This is a genomic window from Paenibacillus piscarius (genome assembly GCF_022234545.1).
GTDB classification, from domain to species: domain Bacteria; phylum Bacillota; class Bacilli; order Paenibacillales; family Paenibacillaceae; genus Paenibacillus_AQ; species Paenibacillus_AQ piscarius.
This window is the reverse complement of the sequence record NZ_JAIEUI010000002.1, coordinates 245,187-265,420: the sequence shown is the minus strand read 5'-3', so window position 1 is coordinate 265,420 and position 20,234 is coordinate 245,187. Positions and strand designations below refer to the sequence as shown.

General features: G+C 54.9%; 23 protein-coding genes. 12 read left to right on the top strand and 11 right to left on the bottom strand.

Annotated elements, in window-relative coordinates:
- Positions 1-95 precede the first annotated feature (95 nt).
- Complete coding sequence (locus K1558_RS04885; RefSeq protein ID WP_238650274.1) at positions 96-1,091, bottom strand: LacI family DNA-binding transcriptional regulator; 996 nt, start codon at positions 1,089-1,091, stop codon at positions 96-98.
- 193 nt (positions 1,092-1,284) lie between these two features.
- Positions 1,285-1,503, bottom strand: a complete 219-nt coding sequence (locus K1558_RS04880; RefSeq protein ID WP_238650273.1) for a hypothetical protein — start codon at positions 1,501-1,503, stop codon at positions 1,285-1,287.
- 227 nt (positions 1,504-1,730) lie between these two features.
- Here K1558_RS04880 and K1558_RS04875 point away from each other — a divergent pair, with 227 nt between their 5' ends.
- A complete protein-coding gene (locus tag K1558_RS04875; RefSeq protein ID WP_238650272.1) occupies positions 1,731-2,840 on the top strand; it encodes a DNA alkylation repair protein in 1,110 nt (369 codons plus the stop codon).
- Between the two features lie 70 nt (positions 2,841-2,910).
- On the opposite strand, the gene K1558_RS04870 is transcribed toward K1558_RS04875, so the two are convergent.
- From K1558_RS04870 to K1558_RS04860, 3 genes are all read right to left on the bottom strand, one after another.
- Positions 2,911-3,813, bottom strand: a complete 903-nt coding sequence (locus tag K1558_RS04870) for a manganese catalase family protein (RefSeq protein WP_238650271.1) — start codon at positions 3,811-3,813, stop codon at positions 2,911-2,913.
- 70 nt (positions 3,814-3,883) lie between these two features.
- Positions 3,884-5,029, bottom strand: coding sequence for a metallophosphoesterase (locus K1558_RS04865; RefSeq protein ID WP_238650270.1), 1,146 nt, complete (start codon positions 5,027-5,029; stop codon positions 3,884-3,886).
- A 13-nt stretch (positions 5,030-5,042) separates the two neighbouring features.
- Entirely contained in the window at positions 5,043-5,597 is a 555-nt protein-coding gene (locus K1558_RS04860; RefSeq protein WP_238650269.1) for a hypothetical protein, read from the bottom strand.
- An 89-nt stretch (positions 5,598-5,686) separates the two neighbouring features.
- On the opposite strand from K1558_RS04860, the gene K1558_RS04855 reads away from it, so the two are divergent.
- The 4 genes from K1558_RS04855 (at position 5,687) to K1558_RS04840 (ending at position 8,228) form a co-directional block, all read left to right on the top strand.
- Positions 5,687-6,262, top strand: a complete 576-nt coding sequence (locus K1558_RS04855; RefSeq protein ID WP_238650268.1) for a TetR/AcrR family transcriptional regulator — start codon at positions 5,687-5,689, stop codon at positions 6,260-6,262.
- Positions 6,263-6,385: 123 nt separating this feature from the next.
- Entirely contained in the window at positions 6,386-7,048 is a 663-nt protein-coding gene (gene rnhA / locus K1558_RS04850; RefSeq protein ID WP_238650267.1) for a ribonuclease H, read from the top strand.
- Between the two features lie 71 nt (positions 7,049-7,119).
- Positions 7,120-7,788: a uracil-DNA glycosylase gene (locus tag K1558_RS04845; RefSeq protein WP_238650266.1), complete on the top strand. Its 669-nt coding sequence runs from the start codon at positions 7,120-7,122 to the stop codon at positions 7,786-7,788.
- Positions 7,789-7,823: 35 nt separating this feature from the next.
- Positions 7,824-8,228, top strand: coding sequence for a hypothetical protein (locus K1558_RS04840; RefSeq protein WP_238650265.1), 405 nt, complete (start codon positions 7,824-7,826; stop codon positions 8,226-8,228).
- Between the two features lie 71 nt (positions 8,229-8,299).
- Here the strand turns inward: K1558_RS04840 and K1558_RS04835 are convergent, their stop codons facing one another.
- On the bottom strand, positions 8,300-9,442 hold the full coding sequence (locus K1558_RS04835; protein ID WP_238650264.1) for an AI-2E family transporter: 1,143 nt from the start codon (positions 9,440-9,442) through the stop codon (positions 8,300-8,302).
- 161 nt (positions 9,443-9,603) lie between these two features.
- Between K1558_RS04835 and K1558_RS04830 the strand changes: the two genes are divergently transcribed.
- The gene (locus K1558_RS04830; RefSeq protein WP_238650263.1) at positions 9,604-10,077 is read left to right on the top strand and encodes a general stress protein; all 474 of its coding nucleotides are present in this window, start codon (positions 9,604-9,606) and stop codon (positions 10,075-10,077) included.
- A gap of 38 nt (positions 10,078-10,115) precedes the next feature.
- On the opposite strand, the gene K1558_RS04825 is transcribed toward K1558_RS04830, so the two are convergent.
- On the bottom strand, positions 10,116-10,403 hold the full coding sequence (locus tag K1558_RS04825; protein ID WP_238650262.1) for a hypothetical protein: 288 nt from the start codon (positions 10,401-10,403) through the stop codon (positions 10,116-10,118).
- Between the two features lie 307 nt (positions 10,404-10,710).
- On the opposite strand from K1558_RS04825, the gene K1558_RS04820 reads away from it, so the two are divergent.
- The 5 genes from K1558_RS04820 to K1558_RS04800 all read left to right on the top strand — a co-directional run bounded on the left by K1558_RS04820 (position 10,711) and on the right by K1558_RS04800 (position 16,045).
- Positions 10,711-11,472, top strand: a complete 762-nt coding sequence (locus K1558_RS04820) for a DeoR/GlpR family DNA-binding transcription regulator (RefSeq protein ID WP_238650261.1) — start codon at positions 10,711-10,713, stop codon at positions 11,470-11,472.
- A 35-nt stretch (positions 11,473-11,507) separates the two neighbouring features.
- Positions 11,508-12,419, top strand: a complete 912-nt coding sequence (gene pfkB, locus K1558_RS04815) for a 1-phosphofructokinase (protein WP_238650492.1) — start codon at positions 11,508-11,510, stop codon at positions 12,417-12,419.
- Between the two features lie 45 nt (positions 12,420-12,464).
- A complete protein-coding gene (locus K1558_RS04810; RefSeq protein WP_238650260.1) occupies positions 12,465-14,390 on the top strand; it encodes a PTS fructose transporter subunit IIABC in 1,926 nt (641 codons plus the stop codon).
- A 151-nt stretch (positions 14,391-14,541) separates the two neighbouring features.
- The gene (locus tag K1558_RS04805; RefSeq protein WP_238650259.1) at positions 14,542-15,042 is read left to right on the top strand and encodes a Crp/Fnr family transcriptional regulator; all 501 of its coding nucleotides are present in this window, start codon (positions 14,542-14,544) and stop codon (positions 15,040-15,042) included.
- A 316-nt stretch (positions 15,043-15,358) separates the two neighbouring features.
- Positions 15,359-16,045 carry a YitT family protein gene (locus K1558_RS04800; protein ID WP_238650258.1) on the top strand — a complete coding sequence of 229 codons (687 nt, stop codon included), beginning with the start codon at positions 15,359-15,361 and terminating at the stop codon, positions 16,043-16,045.
- Between the two features lie 199 nt (positions 16,046-16,244).
- Here K1558_RS04800 and K1558_RS04795 read toward each other — a convergent pair whose 3' ends face one another.
- The 4 genes from K1558_RS04795 to K1558_RS04780 form a co-directional block, all read right to left on the bottom strand.
- Complete coding sequence (locus K1558_RS04795) at positions 16,245-16,979, bottom strand: class I SAM-dependent methyltransferase (RefSeq protein WP_238650257.1); 735 nt, start codon at positions 16,977-16,979, stop codon at positions 16,245-16,247.
- A 58-nt stretch (positions 16,980-17,037) separates the two neighbouring features.
- Positions 17,038-17,307, bottom strand: coding sequence for a PQ-loop domain-containing transporter (locus K1558_RS04790; protein ID WP_238650256.1), 270 nt, complete (start codon positions 17,305-17,307; stop codon positions 17,038-17,040).
- 127 nt (positions 17,308-17,434) lie between these two features.
- Entirely contained in the window at positions 17,435-17,869 is a 435-nt protein-coding gene (locus tag K1558_RS04785; protein ID WP_238650255.1) for a MarR family winged helix-turn-helix transcriptional regulator, read from the bottom strand.
- Between the two features lie 107 nt (positions 17,870-17,976).
- Positions 17,977-19,005 carry an NADH:flavin oxidoreductase/NADH oxidase gene (locus tag K1558_RS04780; RefSeq protein WP_238650254.1) on the bottom strand — a complete coding sequence of 343 codons (1,029 nt, stop codon included), beginning with the start codon at positions 19,003-19,005 and terminating at the stop codon, positions 17,977-17,979.
- Positions 19,006-19,225: 220 nt separating this feature from the next.
- Here K1558_RS04780 and K1558_RS04775 point away from each other — a divergent pair, with 220 nt between their 5' ends.
- The gene (locus tag K1558_RS04775) at positions 19,226-20,086 is read left to right on the top strand and encodes an undecaprenyl-diphosphate phosphatase (protein WP_238650253.1); all 861 of its coding nucleotides are present in this window, start codon (positions 19,226-19,228) and stop codon (positions 20,084-20,086) included.
- Positions 20,087-20,234 lie beyond the last annotated feature (148 nt).

The following is a 20,234-nucleotide window of genomic DNA, read 5'->3' as shown; positions in this document are numbered from 1 at the left end:
TAACATTTTATTTTAAGCTGAATACGGATATTCCCCGATTCCAGCAGGAATTCCGTATCTGCAGAAAATAACGGCCTGTAGTTCAGGCTGCTCCGCTACACTCCGGCAACGGTATCGCGGACGACCAGTGAGGTCTTGACGAACAGCTGCTGCGGCGGGGTCTCCGGCTGCTGAAGCAACTGGATCAGCATAGCGGCCCCAAGCTCACAGATCTCGGCAACCGGCTTGCGGACCGTGGTCAGGGCAGGATTCGTATATCTTGCAAACATAATGTCGTCGAAGCCGATCAGCGAGATCTCCTCCGGTACACGAACCTTGCGGGCGTAGCAGGCATTCATCGCTCCGATTGCCATATCATCGTTGGAGCAGAAGACCGCCGTAGGCCGTTCCTCCAGCTCCAGCAGCCGGCCCATGGCCTCATATCCGCTCTCGATGCTGTAGTCACCTGAGGCGAAATAATCGGGATTCAGGGCAAGTCTTCCGGCAATCAGGCTGTCCATGAAGCCCTGCTTGCGCTCACTAGCGGACTTGAAGCCGGACTTGCCTTCCACAATAGCAAGCCTGCTGTGTCCCAGAGACACGGCATAGTCAATGGCTTCCTTTACGCCCTCGCGGTCGTTGGCGACCACATTCATAATTCCGGGGTCCTCCAGCTGGCGGTTCAGCACTACGAGCGGAATGCCCGTCTTTTTAACATGGTAGATAAAAGCATTGTCTTCGTCGCTCTGGCTCATGACCAGAATGCCGTCGAAGCGCTGGGGCAGGATATTACTGAAATGCTGCACACTGTCGATCCCGTTCACCGTCAGATTGTAATTCTCGTCAAGGATATGCGTGATGCCCTTGATGGCATCCACCAGGAAGCTGGCGGACGTTCCCTGCTCGATGCTGGAGAAGAATAGTCCGATGGTGAAGGAACGCTTGGTAACCAGACTCTTGGCGCTGTAATTCGGTACATAATTCATTTCGGCGGCGATCCGTTCGATCCGCTCCCGGGTGGCCTTCTTGATCAGCGGATTGCCGTTCAGTGCCCGGGATACGGTCGTATGGGATACACCGGCAACGCGGGCAATATCCTTAATGGTAATCATAGCTTCGCTCCGGGTATATGGAATTGTTAACGATTTCAGTGTAGTCCGCGAACTGCGGCAAGTCAATAGTTTAATGAAATGCACACGTTAAAAATTTGCCGCGATCCACGCAAACAGGACCCCAGAGCGGCTCCGGGATCTGTGTTTTTGGAGAGGCAGGTTTGGAGCATGGCCTTGCAGGACAAAACGGTCTTTAGGCTTGGTTGCGCTGAAATTTCGTAATGTCCCGGGCGTAGTGAGAGGTGGTGCCGTCATAGCGTTTCAGTCTAACATAGTCGTCGGAGAATTTCTCGACCACCCCTGCACCAACCTGTGCATACATTCCGTCAGGATCAAGCTGGAGTGCAGACACGTAGGTCTGTGAGAGGGCGGCAACGAAGAAATCAATATTTTTGGCAAGGGTCTGTGGCAAGAGTCTAAGTCCTTTCTGCGGATGGTTCGTCCGAGCAATTTACATCCTATTCTACGACAGGCGGATCGTTTTGAAAATAGATTTCTGGTTATTGAAAATATGGAAAAACCGTTTAGACACCGCCCGGCAGCAATATCCCCGGGAACATGACACCAGGCTGTCCGGTTTGGTGTGGTATGCTGTTCTCACAACTGGGGTAAGCCCAAGTGATCAGGAGGAATTAAGAAATGGCGGAACCGTTAAAAGCAATGTACAACCAGGAATTTCTGCGCGGCTTCGGCATGAAGGTTCAGGCTGCCTACCCTCCGTTTGAACCGGAGCGCTTCGTTGCGGCAGTAATGAAGGAGTCTTGGGAGGCGCTGGAGCTGAAGGGCAGGATGCGGCGGATTACGGAGACCCTGGGCAGCTTCCTGCCCCAGCGGTATGAAGAGGCCTTGGAGATCATGTATGCGATAGATGAGGAGTGTGTGGGATTTCCTTATCTGTTCTTCCCCGATTTCGTGGAAGTCTTCGGCGGAAGGGAGGAGCACTTCGAGCTCTCCATGGCAGCACTGGAGCGGTTCACGCCGAAATCATCGGCCGAGTTCGCCGTCCGGCCGTTCCTGCTGCGTGATCCGCAGCGGACAATGGCCCGGATGCTGGTCTGGGCGGAGCATCCGGGTGAGCATGTGCGGCGGCTCGCCAGCGAAGGCAGTCGTCCAAGACTCCCGTGGGGCCAGGCGCTGCCGATGTTCAAGCGCGATCCGTCCCCGGTGCTGCCGGTGCTGGAGAAGCTGAAGGCGGACCCGTCGCTCTATGTGCGCAAGAGTGTTGCCAACAACCTGAACGATATCGCGAAGGATCACCCGGATATTGTCCGGGACACCGCCCGCCGCTGGATGGGCAGCAATGCCCATACCGACTGGATAGTCCGGCATGGCTGCCGCTCGCTGATCCGCAAGGCGGACCCGGAGATTATGGCGCTGTTCGGCTATGCTCCGGAGGAGAGCGGGGCTCCGCTGGTATCCGCAGCGGTCATCGCCATTGACCCGGACGGACTGCACATCGGGGATAGCTGTGAGCTGAGGTATGCCCTCACTGTCCGGGAGGGTGAGTCTGTCCGCATCCGCGTCGAATACGGGATCGACTTCGTGAAGGCCAGAGGCCAGACCTCACGCAAGCTCTTTCTGTTGTCTGACAGAACTGTCCCCGGTGGCTCCAGACTGACCGGCACCCGCACCCACCGCTGGGCCGACCTGACCACGCGCAAGCACTATCCCGGAGAGCACCGGATCACGCTGCTGGTCAACGGGCGGGAAGCCGCCAGCACCTCACTGCTGCTTAGACCGCAGCTGTAATGATAGCACAACGAAGCGGATGTTCCGGCAGTCATATACTGGCTGCTGGAGCATCCGCTTTTGTGTACCCTTAGTCTTTAATATTTCCGGCCATTTTGAGCCGCTTGGCAATTTCCTTGAATTCCTCCTCGGAGATTCCCGGTGCGAATTCTTCTTTGGATTCAGGGGCTGCAGGAATCGGAACCCCCTCAGGCGCCCCCTTAATGACCTCCAGCGGAAGCCCGTCCTCCGGATGGGTGCCCTTCCAGATCTGGTCGATCGAGCCGAAATCCTTGTCGCTCCAGGTGTACAGCTTGGTATGAACGCCTTTCTCTTCATATTTGTGTGCTTCACTGAAGGCTTTGTTGCTGAGGGAAGGGATCGGCACCAGCTTGGTCACATTGACCCCTGTAGCGATCTCCAGCGCCTTGGCATAAGCCACCACATGTACGCCTCCGCGGACCAGCAGGAAGCCGACGACGGCACGGGCCGCAGGATGGTCAGTCATCTCGTAGACCTTCATCTTATGGGTTCTTGCCCCGCACTCCAGGAAAAAGTTATGCAGCAGATCCTCCACGAGATTGCCGCTGTTGAACACATTCGCTCCGGTCCATGGGTTACCCATGGAATCGAAAGGCATGGCCCCCTGGGCTCCGGCCAGGAAGTGATAAGAGAGCCGCGCATCCTTGGCGGATTCCAGCGGCGAGGCGTCCGGCTTCTTGTAAGCCGTTGAGCCTCTTAGACATTTGTTCACAGCATGGGAGACCAATTCAACATGGCCCAGCTCTTCTGCGGTGATGCTCATTACGAGATCATAGAAGGGCTTCAGCTTGTCCTTGGACCGGAAGTTGAAGGACTGATACAGGTAATTGTTAAGGGTTGACATTTCACCGAATTTGCCGCCGAGCAGCTCCTGTACGGCTGCCGCTGCATTCGGGTCCGGCTTCTCAACCTCGGGGATCTCAATCATAATCTCATCCATGCGTTTGAACAAAATGATCATCTCCTCAGCAATGGTGTAAGTGTACCTGTCTATTTTACACCTATTTCCAGTTATTCAAACATCACGGCTCCGCCAGCTGGACATGCAAGCGCTGGTTATTCTCCGGCATGTCCCACCCCGCTGAACGTATACGGAACTCCTGCTCACTGTTATCATTGAAATGCAGCAGCTTCGGATCAGTAATCCCCGCAGCCGCAGCCCATGGCTCCATCCCGAGTCTGGCGGTGCTGTAATCGAGTGTCCGGCCGGCGGAGGAATAGTGCAGCAGGCCGTATTCATGAGGATACACAGACAATGCGCTGCTTGCGATATCATAGACAAGCTTGCCGTCCTGATTGGATGAACTGATGTCCTGCATATGAATGTGGCCGCTGAACACTAACCGGATGCCATTCTTTACAAGAGCGTCTATAACCGCTGTATGATCCTCAACCGTGAAGCCCTCCGGAATGAAGCGGCTGTGATTCATCAGGCTATGATGCATCACGGCAATGAGCTGTGCGCCATGCTCTGCCGCCATGCGTCCGCAGGTACCGATCCATTCCAGCGTATCTGCGCTCACTCTGCCCTCAAGCTGGGGATGGCCCAGCGCTTGGTTATGCTCATACTGCGCAGTGTCCAGCATGAGCAGCCACAGCTCATCCGACGGGGCGGCCAGATAGCTGAGCGAGTCCTTGTCCGCCACCAGGGCTTCCCCGTAGCCGAAGCTGTCATAGATCCGGCGGAACTCTCCAGCGGTTACGTTATCCGCGGGATATTGCCGTCTGCCTTTGAAGCTCCGCGCCCAGGGATTGCGGATATCGTGATTGCCGGGAATCACATAGACCCGGGTTCCGCTCTCCTGCTCCAGCTTCTTCAGTTGTCCGGCCAGCTCCTTGTGGCTGGCTTCTTCACCGTTGTTGCTGAGATCTCCGCTGATAATAACAGCATCCGGCCTGCGCAGCCCGGCATCGTAGCGGAGGGCCTCCAGCATCTCGCTGCTGTATTCCAGCTGTTTGCCGTCTCCCGCCGCCAGGAACTGGCGGAAGGCCGCCCCCTTATCCGTGAGGTGCGGGGACAGATAATGGATGTCGCTTACCGTAAGGAGATTCAGATCGCGGCCGGACTGAATGCGGTATACCGGCTCACTTCCGGCATCGGGTCCGCTGCAGGAGCTGAGGAGCGGCATGAGCAAGAACAGTAAGGCGGATTTGCGGATGTTCAGCATGGAGTACCGCAGATTACTGCTTCACTTCCGTTACACCGGTTACCTTGCCCTGGTCAGCCGCCGAATAGGTCGCCTGGTATTTGGCATCGGAGAAATACACATTGCCCTCAATCGTTGCATTGACTACGGCGAAGCCGTCTGCCTCCACATAGACATCGCCGATGAACGTTCCGCCCTGTATCCGGGTATTCTCACTGCGGATTGTCAATTTCGGAGCGGTCAGCTTGAAGGAATTCGTGATGTTGTGGTCGGCATCCTGGGTGTAGAGCGCGATTTTGCGGGCAGGCTTCTCCTTGTTGATGAACTGCCCGTCCACGACAAGATCCTCGGAGAATGAGAGATCCTTCAGGGTTGCGGCGATCCAGGTACCGTCCTTGCTGATCGCTTTCTTGAAGGCTTCCCCGTTATCCACCACCGAAGCCGAGGTTACGGCGTCCGGGGCCTGTGTGGCGGCTGTATTGCCGCTGCCGGCTGCGGGTGTATTGGTATTGGCCGCTTTGTTGTTGCTGCCGCATCCGATGAGCAGCGTCAGGGTGAATACGGTAAGGATTGCTGCAATTGTTCTCATGTGAATAACCTCCTCAGGTATGTGTTGGTGCTGTAATATTTACCGGTCGTTCTATAAATGATAAAATAGACCGCGAAAGGAGCAGGATCATGGCGCGAAGCAAGGAATTTGATATCGATGATGTTTTGCTCAAAGCGATGACTATTTTCTGGCAGCAGGGCTATGAGAAAACCTCGATGCAGGATCTGGTCGCCGGCATGGGAATTCATAAGCGCAGCATGTACGACACTTTTGGCGACAAGCATACTTTATATATAAAAGCGCTGGAGCGCTTTGCTTCCATTCAAAGCTCCAGGCTGGAGGCGCGGGTGGAGGGAGTTGACTCTGCTGCCGCTGCTATCCGTCTGCTGTTCGAGGCGACGATTCACCGGAATGACGCAGAACCGAAGGGCTGTATGCTGGTCAATACAGCTGTCGAGCTGTCGGGTTATGACCCGGAGGCTGCCGCCAGAGCCAATGAAGCTTTTGAGGACACTGAAGCCTTGATAGAGCGGCTGGTCCGGCATGGACAGGCAAGCGGTGAAATCTCTTCCCGGCACACGGCCCGGGCCCTGGCCGCCTCGCTGCATAATGCCCTGATCGGGCTCAGAGTTATGGTCAAAACTGTCAAGGACAAGGACAAGCTTGAGATGATTATGAATACTACACTGGAAATGCTGGAGTAAAGTTGCTGTCATAGTATGAACGCGCCAGCGGGGATTTATCCAAGTAGAACATACAGATCATGCTTCATTATCGTTAGGGTTTGAATTACAATATGATTTTGGGGCAGAAAGGAGCTGGCTTGGTTGGCTAAGCAGAAATACTACGTAGTATGGGAAGGCAAGCAGCCCGGCGTCTACAGCACCTGGGCGGAATGCCAGGCGCAGACGGATCATTATACGGGAGCAAAATATAAGTCTTATGAGAGCAAGGCAGCTGCGGATGCCGCCTACAGGGCAGGCTGGAAGGGGAACTGGGGAACAGGTGGGGCGTCATCGGCCGCCGCCAAGGGTAAGCCTGCCTTTTCGCGGGGGCGGAGTGCTGGTGTGGATACTTCGGAGGAGATCGATTATGACAGTATTTCAGTAGATGTCGGGACCCGGGGCAATCCCGGACCGGTGGAATACAAAGGGGTGGACACGCAGACCGGGGATGTAATCTTCTCCTGCGGTCCAATCCGCAAAGGAACGAACAATCTTGGCGAATTCCTGGCCATTGTCCATGCTCTGGCTCTGCTGAAGAAGGAGGGCAGCAGTAAGACCGTCTACAGCGATTCTGTGAATGCAATGAAATGGGTCAAGCAGAAGAAGGTGGCGACGACACTGCCGCGGGATGCGTCCACAGAGGAGATCTGGACACTGATCGACCGGGCGGAGAACTGGCTGCGTACCCACACCTATGACAACAAGGTGCTGAAATGGCAGACCAAGGCCTGGGGCGAGATCAAGGCGGACTACGGCCGCAAATAAATTCCCCGCTACTTGGTTAATAACGGGTAATGGAACAATACTAATCTTAAGGCACACGGGAGGAGAACCGGATGTTTGACAATGATTGGGATAAAGTGCTGCAGGAGGAGACGGAGAAGCCTTACTTTCAGGAGCTGCGTTACGCTCTGGCACGGGAGTACAAGCAGTATAACGTGTATCCGCCGAAGGACAAGCTGTTCTCGGCGCTGAAGCTGACACCTTACAGCAAGACCCGGGTCGTTATCTTGGGACAGGACCCTTATCATGGCGCAGGACAGGCTCATGGCCTGAGCTTCTCGGTAGAGCCAGGCGTCAGAGTCCCTCCATCTTTGCGTAATATTTACACCGAGCTACATAGTGATCTGGGCCTTGCCATTCCGAACCACGGTTCGCTGCTGCACTGGGCGGAAGAAGGGGTGCTGATGCTCAATGCCGTACTGACGGTGCGGGAAGGCCAGCCGAATTCACATAAGGGGCTGGGCTGGGAGACCTTCACCGACGCCATTATGGAGAAGCTGAATGAACGGACAGAGCCGATGGTCTTCATCCTCTGGGGCAGCCATGCCCAGCTTAAAGGGGCAGCCATTGACCGCAGCAGGCATATGGTGATCCAGTCACCGCATCCAAGTCCCTTCTCTGCCCACCGGGGATTCCTCGGCAGCCGTCCGTTCTCCCGGGCCAACCAGTTTCTGGAGGAGCACGGTCTGAGAGGAATTGACTGGTCCATACCGAATGTATAAGTAGCAGCATAGACTTAAGCGAGAGGAGCGGGGCCATGAAGCATTGGGTAGGCAGACCGGTCATTATGTACTGTGGAGAGCAGCCGTATACGATTATGAAAGGCGTTCTCCGCCGTTGGGACCCGGCCGCTTCGGTGGCTGTCATCGGACATCAGGAGATTGCTGTTCCTTTTCGCGATATTGTATTCATTAAGGCTCTGGCTCCCAAGGAGAGGGCGTTGCCCCCGGTCCTCCATTCGGTAGGGTATGTCATGCGGGCCCGCCTGCAGTTCGACAATGCCGTCTATTTCAAATCCGCCGTAACGGTCTGGCGGGGAGACCAGCTGGTGGCATACAATGCGGTCATCGTCGCGCATACCAAAGGCTCCGTCACACTGAAGGACGGACAGAATCTGTCCAAGAGCGGTCATATATTTGTGGTCCGTTCCCTGAGGGGATAGAGCTATTTATAACAGCAAGACGGGCAGGCCTCCAGAGTGGAGACTTGCCCGTCTTGCTGTTATGCGCGAGGTTATACCGGATCATCCTTGCCAGGCTCGGATGCAAGGTCCAGATCCGTGAGAGCAGCGGTCACTGGAGCGGCCGGGTCCGTCCGCTCCGCGATAATGATCTCATAGATGCGCAGGAACAGGATTTTGACAATCATATATACCGGAAGTGCAATAAGCACGCCAATCAGTCCGTAGAAATCGCCGCCCACGAGAACGAGCAGCACGGTCGTCAGCGGATGCACATCCAGCGACTTGCCGTAGATAATCGGAGACAGCACATTGTCCTGAATCTGCTGGGCAATGAGGATGACAACCAGCGACCAGATGGCCATAGAAGGGGATTCGATGAACCCTACGATGACTACGGGGACCGCCGCCAGCACAGAACCGATGTAAGGAATAAAGTTCAGCGGAATGGAGATCACCGCAAGCAGCAGGGAGTACGGCAGGCCGATCAGCAGGAAGCCGAAATAGAGCAGGACGCCCAGCACAACATTGAGCAGAACCCTTGTCACAATGAAGCCGCTCAGTGCACTGTCGATATCCTTTAGCGTCTCCTGGCCTTCCTTGCGGTACTTCCTTGGAATCAGGCTAAGCAGAATCGGCGACAGCTTGTGTCCGTCCTTCAGCATGTAATAGAGGATAATCGGCAAGGTGGCAATCAGTACAACAATGTTGGAGACAACCGCAATCAGATTGGACATGGAGTTAGTCACCCAGGTGATGGCGTTGTTCACATACTCGGTGAGGCGTGTGGTCACATCACTCTCACCGCTGAAGAAGCGGGAGAAGGTAGGGTCATTCCGCAGCTGATTGAACTGATTCTGAATTCCCTCAACCAGATATGGGGTATTCTCAATGAAATTCTGAATCTGCTCGCGCAGCGTCGGCCAGACCAGTACCCAGAACAGGACGAACAGTCCGGTGAAGACAAGATAGATCAGCAGGACAGAGAGTCCGCGGTTCACATTCCGGGTTCCCAGATAATTGACGATCGGGCGCAGCAGATAATACATGAAGCCCGACAGCATCATCGGCACCAGCAGCAGGTTAATGACAGACAGGACCGGAGTAATCAGGAAGGCAACCTTGGAGCCTAAGTACAGAATGGTCAAAAAAGCGATAATTGCCAGGCTTGTCCGGAAATATTTGCTGTCCAGCATAGCAGCCTCCCCTTTCTCTATCAATATGTTTATGTATTCATCTCATTCTATCTTTATAACCGAAATAGAAGAGATTGATTCACTCCGCAGGCCGCGGCGAACTCCGCCGGGTTCAAGCACCGGGCATCGTGGTAATAGCGCAGTAACAGGAGGGATGCCGCATGCCTAGATTAGTATTCGGGATCTTCGGGCACCGGAGTGATGCTGCGCTGGCGATCAGCGGGCTGAAGGAGCACGGAATTCCGGCGAAGCAGATCTCAGCGGTCACGAAGCAGAAAAATACGCTGGAAATCATCAGCCACGATACCGGAATCGGAGAGACACAGAGCGGTGCGGGAAATGAGGGCTTGTTCGGCACTGCCCGCGCACTTGGCGTAGGCCTGGATATGATCGGCGATACAGCCGTCGCCGCAGGTCCCGCTGCACGCAAGCTGGCCGGCGCGGAAACCGCGGGCGATGGCCTGGCTGTCAGTCTGATCGGGATGGGCGTCCCGCAGGAAGATGCGGAAGCCTATGCCAGACATGCCGATCTGGAGCATATTATTGTCATTGTGCTGCTGAAGGAGGAGGATTCCCGCGAGAGTGTGGAAGCGGTTCTGGCCAGTCATGACGACTTGCCGCTGAATCCGGTATAAGGCTATGCTGCGGTGAGCAGTATTAGGAATATGAAGAGTTAACGCGGCCGGCGGGATTTTCGTCTGGCTGCTTTTTTGTATCTGGATTGAACGAACAGAACCGGGTCCAGGCCTATTCCTACCTGACCTCCGGTTTCTTTGGTGACCTGCTTGGCCTTGACCAGGGACAGAAAAGCGAAGATCTCGCCCAAGGCGCCCAAGCCGGCGGCAATGATTGCATAATCCTCGGCACTCAGCTCTTCCGTCTCCGCAGGTCCGCCGCTGCCTGCGCCGCTTCCGGCTACGCTGCCCGAATTGCTATTCCCATTGTTCCTGTTATAGGCCATCTCTTGTTCACCCGCTTTTTCCCATATGTATTATAAAATATGTCGCCATCTCCCAATATGAAATAGGCAATCGGGAGGTTATTTGCGTGTGACGGAAATGAAGCCGAGCTAGGGCTGATCCCGGGTGCAAATTAAGCAGTAAATACTCTTTACAGTTAATGAAAACGCTGTTACAATCATAAATGAGCAGAAATAATCACAATCGGTCATAAATGACTTTGATTCAGTCAAATGATAGAACCCATACAAACGATGTGCACTCAGGAATCCCTTGACGGACAGCTGCACATCCTAAGGAGTGTGCGGCATGTTTGAAGAAGAACGCAAACGGATGATCCTGCAGTTTGTAGAGAAGCATACAAGGGCATCGGTACAGGAACTTAGCCAGGAGCTGTCAGTCTCTGAATCGACTATCCGCCGGGATCTCAAGGAACTGGAAGAGGCGAGGCTGCTGAAGCGTACGCATGGCGGAGCGGTATCGCTGCAGAGCGTGAACTTTGAAGCGGCTGTAGCCGATAAGGAGGACCGGTTCCTGGAGGAGAAGCTGCGGATTGCCCGCAAGGCTGTGGAGATGATTCAAGAAGGCGATGCCATTCTCCTTGACGGGGGAACCACAACGCTGCAGATTGCCCGGGAGCTGAGAGCATTCCACAATCTGAAGGTAATTACCAACTCGATAATGGCGCTTAATGAGCTGAAGGATTGCCGCCATATCGAGGTATCAATGACCGGAGGAATGCTGCGCCCGGATACAATGGCCTTCGTCGGGCCGATGACCGAGCGCTCGCTCGATATGGTAAGAGTTGACAAGGCATTCCTCGGAACCAACGGGCTGGATATCCGCGAAGGCATCACGACGCCGAATATGCTGGAGGCTGCCACCAAGCGTAAGATGATTGCGGTTGCCAAGCAGACCATTCTGCTGGCTGACCACAGCAAAATCGGGCAGATCTCCTTCTGCAAGGTGGCGGATCTGCAGGAGATGGATCACTGCATACTTGATACCGAAACACCGGAGAGCTTCCGGCGGCAGCTGGAGAAGCTGAATGTGGATTATACGCTCGTATGAGGGCTGAAGACAACATGATAAATGAGGGATGAATGATGATCTATACTGTGACGCTTAATCCGTCTGTCGATTATATCGTCGAGGTGGAGGAGCTTGCACTGGGCGGATTGAACCGGATGAAGCGGGATATGAAGCTTCCCGGAGGCAAAGGGATCAATGTCTCCCGCGTGCTGAAGCAGCTTGGCGTAGACAGTACCGCGACCGGATTCCTGGGCGGATTCACCGGCGGCTACATTGAAGGCTGGCTGCGCCAGGAGAAGATCGCCAGCGATTTCGTTCAGATCGTGGGCGATACCCGGATTAATATCAAGCTGAAGGCGGGCGAAGAGACAGAGATTAACGGAGCCGGACCGGAGATTACAGATTCCGAGACAGCTGCTCTGCTGCAGAAGCTGGATGCACTTAAGCCGGGTGACATTGTGGTCTTGTCCGGCAGCGCCCCGCCCTCGCTGGGCGGAGAGATTTATGCCCGGCTGATTGCGGTATGCAAGCGCAAAGGTGCAGAGTTCGTCATTGATACTACGGGTCAGGCACTGAAGGATGCACTCCCCGGGGGGCCGCTGCTGGTCAAGCCGAATCACCATGAGCTGGCAGAGCTGTTCGATACGGAAATCAGCACGAGAGAAGAGATTATTACGTACGGGCGAAAGCTGCTGGAGGGCGGTGCCAGATATGTACTCGTGTCCATGGCCGGCGAAGGCGCGTTGTTCATAACGGAACAGGGTGTCTACCATGCCAGCGCTCCGGCGGGTCAGGTGAAGAATTCAGTCGGCGCGGGAGATTCAATGATTGCCGGCTTCGTAGGCACCTTGTCGCTAACCGGGAATGCTCTGGAAGCGTTCCGTGCCGGAGTAGCCTCAGGAAGTGCTACAGCGTTCTCCGATGATCTGGCAGACAGGGAAATGATCGAGCAGCTCCGGCCGCAGATTACGGTCTTTCAAGTATAAAGAGCAAGTCAAGAAGTTCAAGTTAATCCGGGGAGTTGAGTTCTCATGAAAATTACAGATTTGATGATACAGGATACAATGATTATGGAGCTGCGGGCGACAACGAAGGAGGAGGCGATCGACGAGCTGATCGCCAGTCTTGCAGACCATGGGCGCATCAGTGATGTGAAGCTGTTCAAAGAGAAGATTATGGACCGGGAAGCCCAGTCCAGCACAGGTATCGGCGGGGGCATAGCAATGCCTCATGCCAAGACCAAGGCCGTGAAGGAAGCAACGGTGGTATTCGCGAAGAGCAGCGCCGGGATTGATTTTGCTTCCCTGGATGAAGCGCCGGCCCATTTGTTCTTCATGATCGCGGCTCCGGACGGGGCTGGAAATATGCACCTGCGAACTCTTGCTGCACTGTCCAGGCTGCTCATTGAAAGCGAATTCACCACGCAGCTGATGAATGCCAAGACTCCCGCCGAGGTTACCGCTCTGTTCGATACCAAGCAGGCAGAAGCGGAAGCGCAGGCTGAAGCAGAGGCGAAGGCAGCCGCCCCGAAGGCTGAACCGGCGAAGGTCATCACCGGCAATCCTGAATCTCAGAGCTTCGTAGTGGCGGTTACGGCTTGTCCGACTGGCATTGCCCATACCTTCATGGCCGAGGATGCGCTGAAGAAGAAGGCTAAGGAGATGGGCATTAACATCCGTGTCGAGACGAATGGCTCAGAGGGCGCACAGAATGTGCTGACTGCCGATGAAATTGCCCGGGCCAGCGGTGTCATTATCGCTGCCGACAAGAATGTGGAGATGGATCGCTTCAACGGCAAGCCGCTGCTCCAGCGTCCGGTCAGCGACGGTATCCGCAAGCCGGAGGAGTTAATCCGCATTGCAGCGCAGGGCGATGCCCCGGTCTACCGCAGCTCCGGAAGGAATGAAGCTGGAGCCGCAGAAGTGAAGTCCGGCTCTATTGGAAGCCAGATCTACAAGAACCTGATGAACGGCATCTCGCATATGCTGCCCTTCGTTGTCGGCGGCGGGATTCTACTGGCCGTCTCCTTCCTGATTGAGCAGGTGGCCGGTGTCGACAACCCGCTGGTGAAGCTGCTGCAGTCTATTGGCGGAGGGGATGGAGCATTCCATTTCCTGATTCCGATTCTGGCCGGATTCATTGCGATGAGCATCGGCGACCGTCCGGCGCTGATGCCCGGTATGGTCGGTGGTCTGATGGCTCTCAACTCCAACTCCGGCTTCCTCGGAGGTCTAGCCGCAGGGTTCCTGGCCGGTTATGTAGTGATTATGCTCCGCCGGGTCTTCTCCGGCCTGCCGCGCACGCTCGACGGTCTGAAGCCGATTCTGCTGTATCCCGTCTTCAGCCTGCTGATTACCGGCAGTGTCATGTACTTCCTCTTCGATCCGGTATTCAGCTGGATTAACGGAGGTCTGACGGATGTGCTGAACAATCTGGGTACCGGCAACAAAGTCCTGCTCGGCCTGGTGCTTGGCGGCATGATGGCGATTGATATGGGCGGCCCGTTCAACAAGGCAGCCTACACCTTCGCGATCGGGGTCTTCACCTCCAGCGGCAACACGAACGGGCTGATGATGGCCGCCGTGATGGCCGGAGGGATGGTGCCTCCGCTGGCGATTGCGCTGGCAACCACGTTCTTCAAGAATAAATTCACAGAGACGGAACGCAAATCCGGGGTCACCAACTATGTGCTGGGCCTCTCGTTTATCACCGAAGGTGCTATCCCGTTCGCTGCCGCAGATCCGCTGCGCGTCCTGACCTCCTGTATCATCGGCTCTGCCGTAGCCGGAGGACTGACCCAGCTGTGGAACCTCAATGTTCCTGCTCCGCACGGCGGCGTGTTCGTTGCCTTCCTGTCCAGCAATGCTGCGCTGTTCCTTCTGGCCGTGCTGATCGGCTCCGTCATCTCTGGACTGATGCTGGGGCTGTGGAAGAAGCCGGTTGATGTGAAGGTGTAAGTATGATCCGTCTGGGAAGCCGCCTGAAAGCAGAGTGATCTCTGCGGCCAGGCGGCTTCTTTACGCTTCTTTCGGCATGCCCCTCCAATTCGGTGTCGTATTTCGGTATAATTAGAAATACATATACATAGAAGGCAAAGGAGAATGCGAAATGATTCTGCACAGAGGTGAAGTTTTGTTCCGGCAAGGCGACGGCGGCCAGAACCTGTTCCGGGTAAAGAGCGGGCTGTTCAAGGTGACAAGACTGCATGAGAACGGGAATATGGTGCTGTTCAATCTGCTCTATCCGGGCGAGACGGTTCCGCATCATTCCCTCATTTCGCCGAAGGAGGCGCATGGAACCGCGGTGGCGATGATGAAGAGCGAGGTCGAGCTTATTCCGGCTGCGGAGTGGTACCGTGAGCTGCGGGAGAAGCCGGAGAAGGTGATGGAGGTCGCCCTGCTGCTGCAGGAGAAGGTGCGGTTCATGCAGACCCGGCTGGACCACCTTACTGTCGGCACCCCCGGGGAACGCATGGCGCTGCTGACCCGCTGGCTGAACGAATATTCTCATGGCGCACCGCTTACAGATTTGCTGACCCAGGAAGAGATTGGACAATTGATTGGTGTACGCCGCGAGACGGTCAACCGGCTGCTGCGGAATCCGGGCTGATTACTCATTTTACAGTGAAGGTGTTTAGAGTTGCCCTTCCGCGTGGTATAATCTATTCAGAAACTATCACACAAAAGAAAGGATCAGGATACCATGTGTCCCCGAAGGACGATTCCCCAAAGGACGATTTGGAAACGTTATGATCTGTCTTATACTTAGCTTCCCTGCAGAGTATGTGCGAACCGTTATGCATTGACGAAGCCGCCTCTGCGAGGGAAGGAGTAATGTTATGCGAAGGAGTAACACCTCCGGTTTAACCCGTCGTAGAGGCTGGTGGGACGTCTAGCCGCCATATACGATAAGGGGAGACCAAGTCATGAAGAAACAAGACAGTGGCAGGAATATGCTGCTCCGGCTGGCGCTTATTTTGACCGGAACACTACTGCTTGCATTTACGTATTATCACATCAATTATCAGAACCAGTTGACCGAGGGCGGATTCGTAGGCTTATCGCTGCTCGGCAAGTATATTCTAGGCATTTCACCATCACTAACCATTCTGATTCTGGACATTCCGGTCCTCATCATCGCGATGATCTTCAAAGGACGGTCATTCGTGGTCAAAACCTTCATCTCCGTAGTCGCCTTCACGGTATTCTACGGGCTGATGGAACGGTATTCCGGCTTAGTGCTTAACCTGCAGGATAATCTGCCGGTTGCGGCGCTGCTGTCCGGTGTGCTGACCGGTCTGGGAGCAGGAATGGTCCTGCTTGGCGGCGGGGCGAGCGGCGGGGATGATATTTTGTCGCTGCTGATCAGTGAATGGAAAGGCATTAAGGTAGGCACCGTATTTATCCTGATGGATGTCAGCGTACTGGCCTTATCACTTTTCTACATGCCGGTAAGAGAGACCTTGTACACAGTAATGGCTGTGGTTGTGGCGGGTTATGTGATCACCTTCACCACCTCTCTCGGCAGACGGAAGCTGGTCCAGGCACCGAAGATCCAAACGGCATTGGCCAAGACCCAGGACGTGCCGGTGAAAGTGAAGAATGCAATGTGAACCCTGCAGCTGCGGGGATAATGAAAGGTCAGCGGACGCATGTCCGGCTGGTCTTTTTTTTGGGCAAAAATTTGGGGGCAATAGCATGGTGAGTGCGGGGGGTGTGCGGGCCGGATGTATGCCAAAAAGCGAATACAATGGCCGGGGCAGCGCAGTTCTGACCAAATTGCATGTGTGGTGCGGGGAATTGGGGGGCAGTTCAGTTCTTCACCGCCGAGAGCAGCAGGAACATCGGACGCCGGGTCTCCTCCTGCCAGGCCGGATTCTGCTCCAGCATCTGCGGGGTCGGCTGCAGCTCGGAGATGCGCTTCAGACTGAAGCCGGAACCAAGGAGCGTATTGAGATAAGTTGCAGTGGTCCGGTGATATTTGGCAACCTCATGGCCGAGAAATTGAGCCAGCCGCAGCCCCTCCAGATGATAATTGTCCACCGGCCAATGCTGCTTCTCCCCCTCGGGACCGTAATGCCAGTCCTGCGCTGCCAGTGCGGTGAAGATCGGATGCTCTACCGAGAAGACGAACGCTCCGCCCGGCTTCAGGCAATGCACCACCTGACGGCAGAGACTGCCGAAATCTTCAATATAATGGATCGCCAGCGAGCTGAGTACAGTATCGAACATATCTGCATCGAATACGGTATCTTCCATTGCCAACTGACGGTACTCGATTCCGGCATCATCCGTCATTACACGGGCACGCTCCAGCATATTCGCCGACAGATCGATGCCCAGAACAGAAGCCGCTCCCTGCTCCCGGGCATACCGGCAGTGCCAGCCGAACCCGCAGCCGAGATCCAGCACCCGCTGGCCCTGAAGCTCCGGCAGCAGAGCGCGGAATTCCTGCCATTCCCCGGCAGCCTCAAGCCCTCCGGTGGAGCGCGGCATCACACTGTAATTTGCAAAAAAGCTGGCCTCGTCATACTTGTTCTCCTTCATAGCTGTCCCTCCGTATAGACTTTCCCGTTTGCTGTTAGTATACCGTATTTCAGCTCTGTTAGCTGCTCCGGTAACGGATAATCAGCAGGACAACTAAGGTCACAACCGCCAGCGACAAGGAATTAGTGATCAGAAAAGCGAGCCCAACCCCCTGCACAGCCAAATTCACTGCATAAGCTTCCATAAGAGCGATGCCCAGCAGCATCAGCAGATAAGATTTCAGACTAAGGTCTGCAACAGACCGGGTCCTGACGATCTGTACAATCTGCGGTATCCAGCCAACCGAGAGAATGATACCGCCGATCAGCTGCATAATTGTAAATACCATTTGCACACCCCTCTAAACTTCTGTTCGTTTAGTATGATGTATGCCCAATGGTTCACAGAGGTTCAGCAAAAAACCCGCCGCCCCTAAGCAGGGACGGCGGGTTCACCCGGCAGGCAGCTGCCCGGGCCTAGGACTGCTTCAATTGGAGCAGCTGCTCCAGCAACTGCTGCGTGTCCGCCACAGGAAAGGCTTCCTGCAGCACTTCGGTAACGGTCTGCCGCGCCCGGTCGACCTTGTTCTGTCCGATCGGAGTCAGGGAAGTATAGATGCTTCTGCGGTCCTCCTCGCAGGACTTGCGCTCAAGCGCTCCGCAGCCCTTGGCCTCGAAACGGCTGACAAGCCGGGACATCGCGCTCTGGCTCAGCCCGACCATGGATTCCAGCTGCAGCAGCTTCAGCTTTTTCTCGGGAGCTTCGGACAGAAACAGCAAGACATAGAACTCCTTGAGCGATAGCTGATAGTTCTCGGTCAGCTTCGCTTCAAGGGCTGCGGCTACATTCATCTGTATATGAGTGAGAGACAACCAGCTGGTTATCAGGTCATTGGCAGGGGGGATCGTCATGTCTTTCATCCTTCCGTTGCATAGCTGTGATGAATATTAATTGTTATACAGTATACCACCCGCAAGAAGTGAAGGACACCCTGGCCCAGGCTGCTGACAAGCTGTCCTTAACGCGGGAACCCTAATTTATATTGCTTAGGAACGTCTGCATCTTTGCCCAGCTTCACACCAGCCTCCAGTGTCCAGTAAGGGTTACGGAGCATTCCCCGGCCAACCGCCACCAAGTCAGCTTCCTCATTGCCTATTACTGCATCGGCTAATACGGCTTCATCCAACCGGCCCACAGCAATGACCGGCACATTCAGCTCCTGCTTGATTGTTCTTGCCAGTGATACTTGATAGGCCGCCTGAGTGCCTGGTCCGCCCTCAGCGCCAACCGGTCCCTCACCTCCTGAACTGATATGGAAAATATCCGCTCCTGCTTCCTTATAGGCTCTGCTGATCTCCAGACTCTCGCGGATGCCGTATCCGCCATCCACATACTCCCGGGCTGAAATCCGCATGATCAGCGGCATGTCCTCCGGCATAACGCTTTTGGCGGCAGCGATAACCTCCCGGCCGAACAAGGTCCGATCCTGGCCGTACTCATCGGTCCGCTTGTTGGTCAGCGGTGAGTGGAACTGGTGAATCAGATACCCATGGGCACCATGCAGTTCAATGGTATCGAACCCGGCCTGGACTGCGCGCTGCACGCCCCGCTTGAATTTCTGAACCATCTCCTTCACTTTCTCTGTCGTCAGCGCATGGGGCGTCTTGGATTTGCTGTCATAAGGAATGGCGGAGGCGGAGACAGGATGCTCGGCATCCTCTGCCTTGCGCCCGGCATGGGCCACCTGAATTCCGATCTTGGCACCATGGGCGTGGCTGGCTTCAACAATCCGCGCCAGCGCCGGGATCTGATCATCAGACCAGAGGCCCAGATCATAATCTGTAATCCGGCCATCCGGTTCCACATCAGCCATCTCGACAATGATCAGTCCGGTGCCGCCGACTGCGCGGCTGACATAGTGGTTGTAATGCCAGTCTGTAGCGATTCCATCTTTATTATCAACTGAATATTGGCACATGGGCGGCATGACGACCCGATTCTTCAGCTTCAGGCTTTTGTAAGTATAAGGGGTGAAAAGATCATTCATCTAGGTCTCGCTCCTTCATTCTGTCTGGGATTGGCATGCGGAAGATCTGGATAGAACAACTATTCCGGATTTAAAATGCATGCACATGCATGTAATTATAGATTGTGAATTTCGGCCTGTCAACTTTAAGCATTAACATCTGCAACTGATCTGCAAGTTTCAGAAATACCTGAGAATGTTTACAGATTGATTAGAAGTGACCAATCAAAGGGGGTTAATTATGGAGCTGCTGACCATTATCAAAGCAATTATTCTGGGCATTGTAGAAGGGCTGACGGAGTTTGCTCCGGTATCCTCAACGGGCCATATGATCATCGTGGATGATATGTGGCTGAAATCGCAGGAATTCCTCGGCAAGTACACCGCCAACACGTTCAAGGTTGTGATTCAGTTAGGCTCGATACTCGCCGTAGTGATTATTTTCCGCAACCGGTTCATTGATCTGCTGGGACTCCGCAAGCTTAGCCGTAAGGATATGGCGGTTGTGCCGGAAGGGCAGCCGCAGGTGGTTACAGAGGGGAAGCTGAAGCTGACCCATATCATTGTGGGCTTGCTTCCGGCGGGCGTGTTCGGATTTCTGCTGGAGGACTACATCGATGAGCATCTGTTCTCCACTTCGACCGTGCTGATCGGTCTTGTCGTTGGAGCGGTATTCATGATCTGTGCGGACCGTTTCGCTCCCCGCAAGCCCAGAACTGAGAGCATCGACCAGATTACATATAGACAGGCGCTATCGGTCGGATTGATTCAATGTATCTCCCTCTGGCCGGGCTTCTCGCGGTCCGGTTCAACGATCTCCGGGGGAGTCCTGCTGGGCATGAGCCACCGGGCGGCAGCCGACTTCACGTTCATTATGGCCGTGCCGATTATGGCTGGAGCGAGCCTGATCTCCCTGCTGAAGAACTGGCAGTATTTCACGCTGGATGCCCTCCCTTTCTTCATTGCCGGCTTCATCAGCGCCTTCGTGTTTGCACTCATATCGATGCGGTTCTTCCTGAAGCTGATCAACCGGATCAAACTGCTGCCCTTCGCCATCTACCGGATTGTACTTGCGGGTGTGGTCTATCTGGTGTGGTTCTAAGGGGCTAGACACAAGGGCTTAAGCTGTTCCTCTTTCACAGGGGGACGGCTTTTTTGGCATTCTGTTATAGGGAATCTGTATAGCGGAAATCCCCGGAATCTGTTGCCCGCCGCCGGGGGAGTCCAGTAAGATGGCATCAGAATTCTTA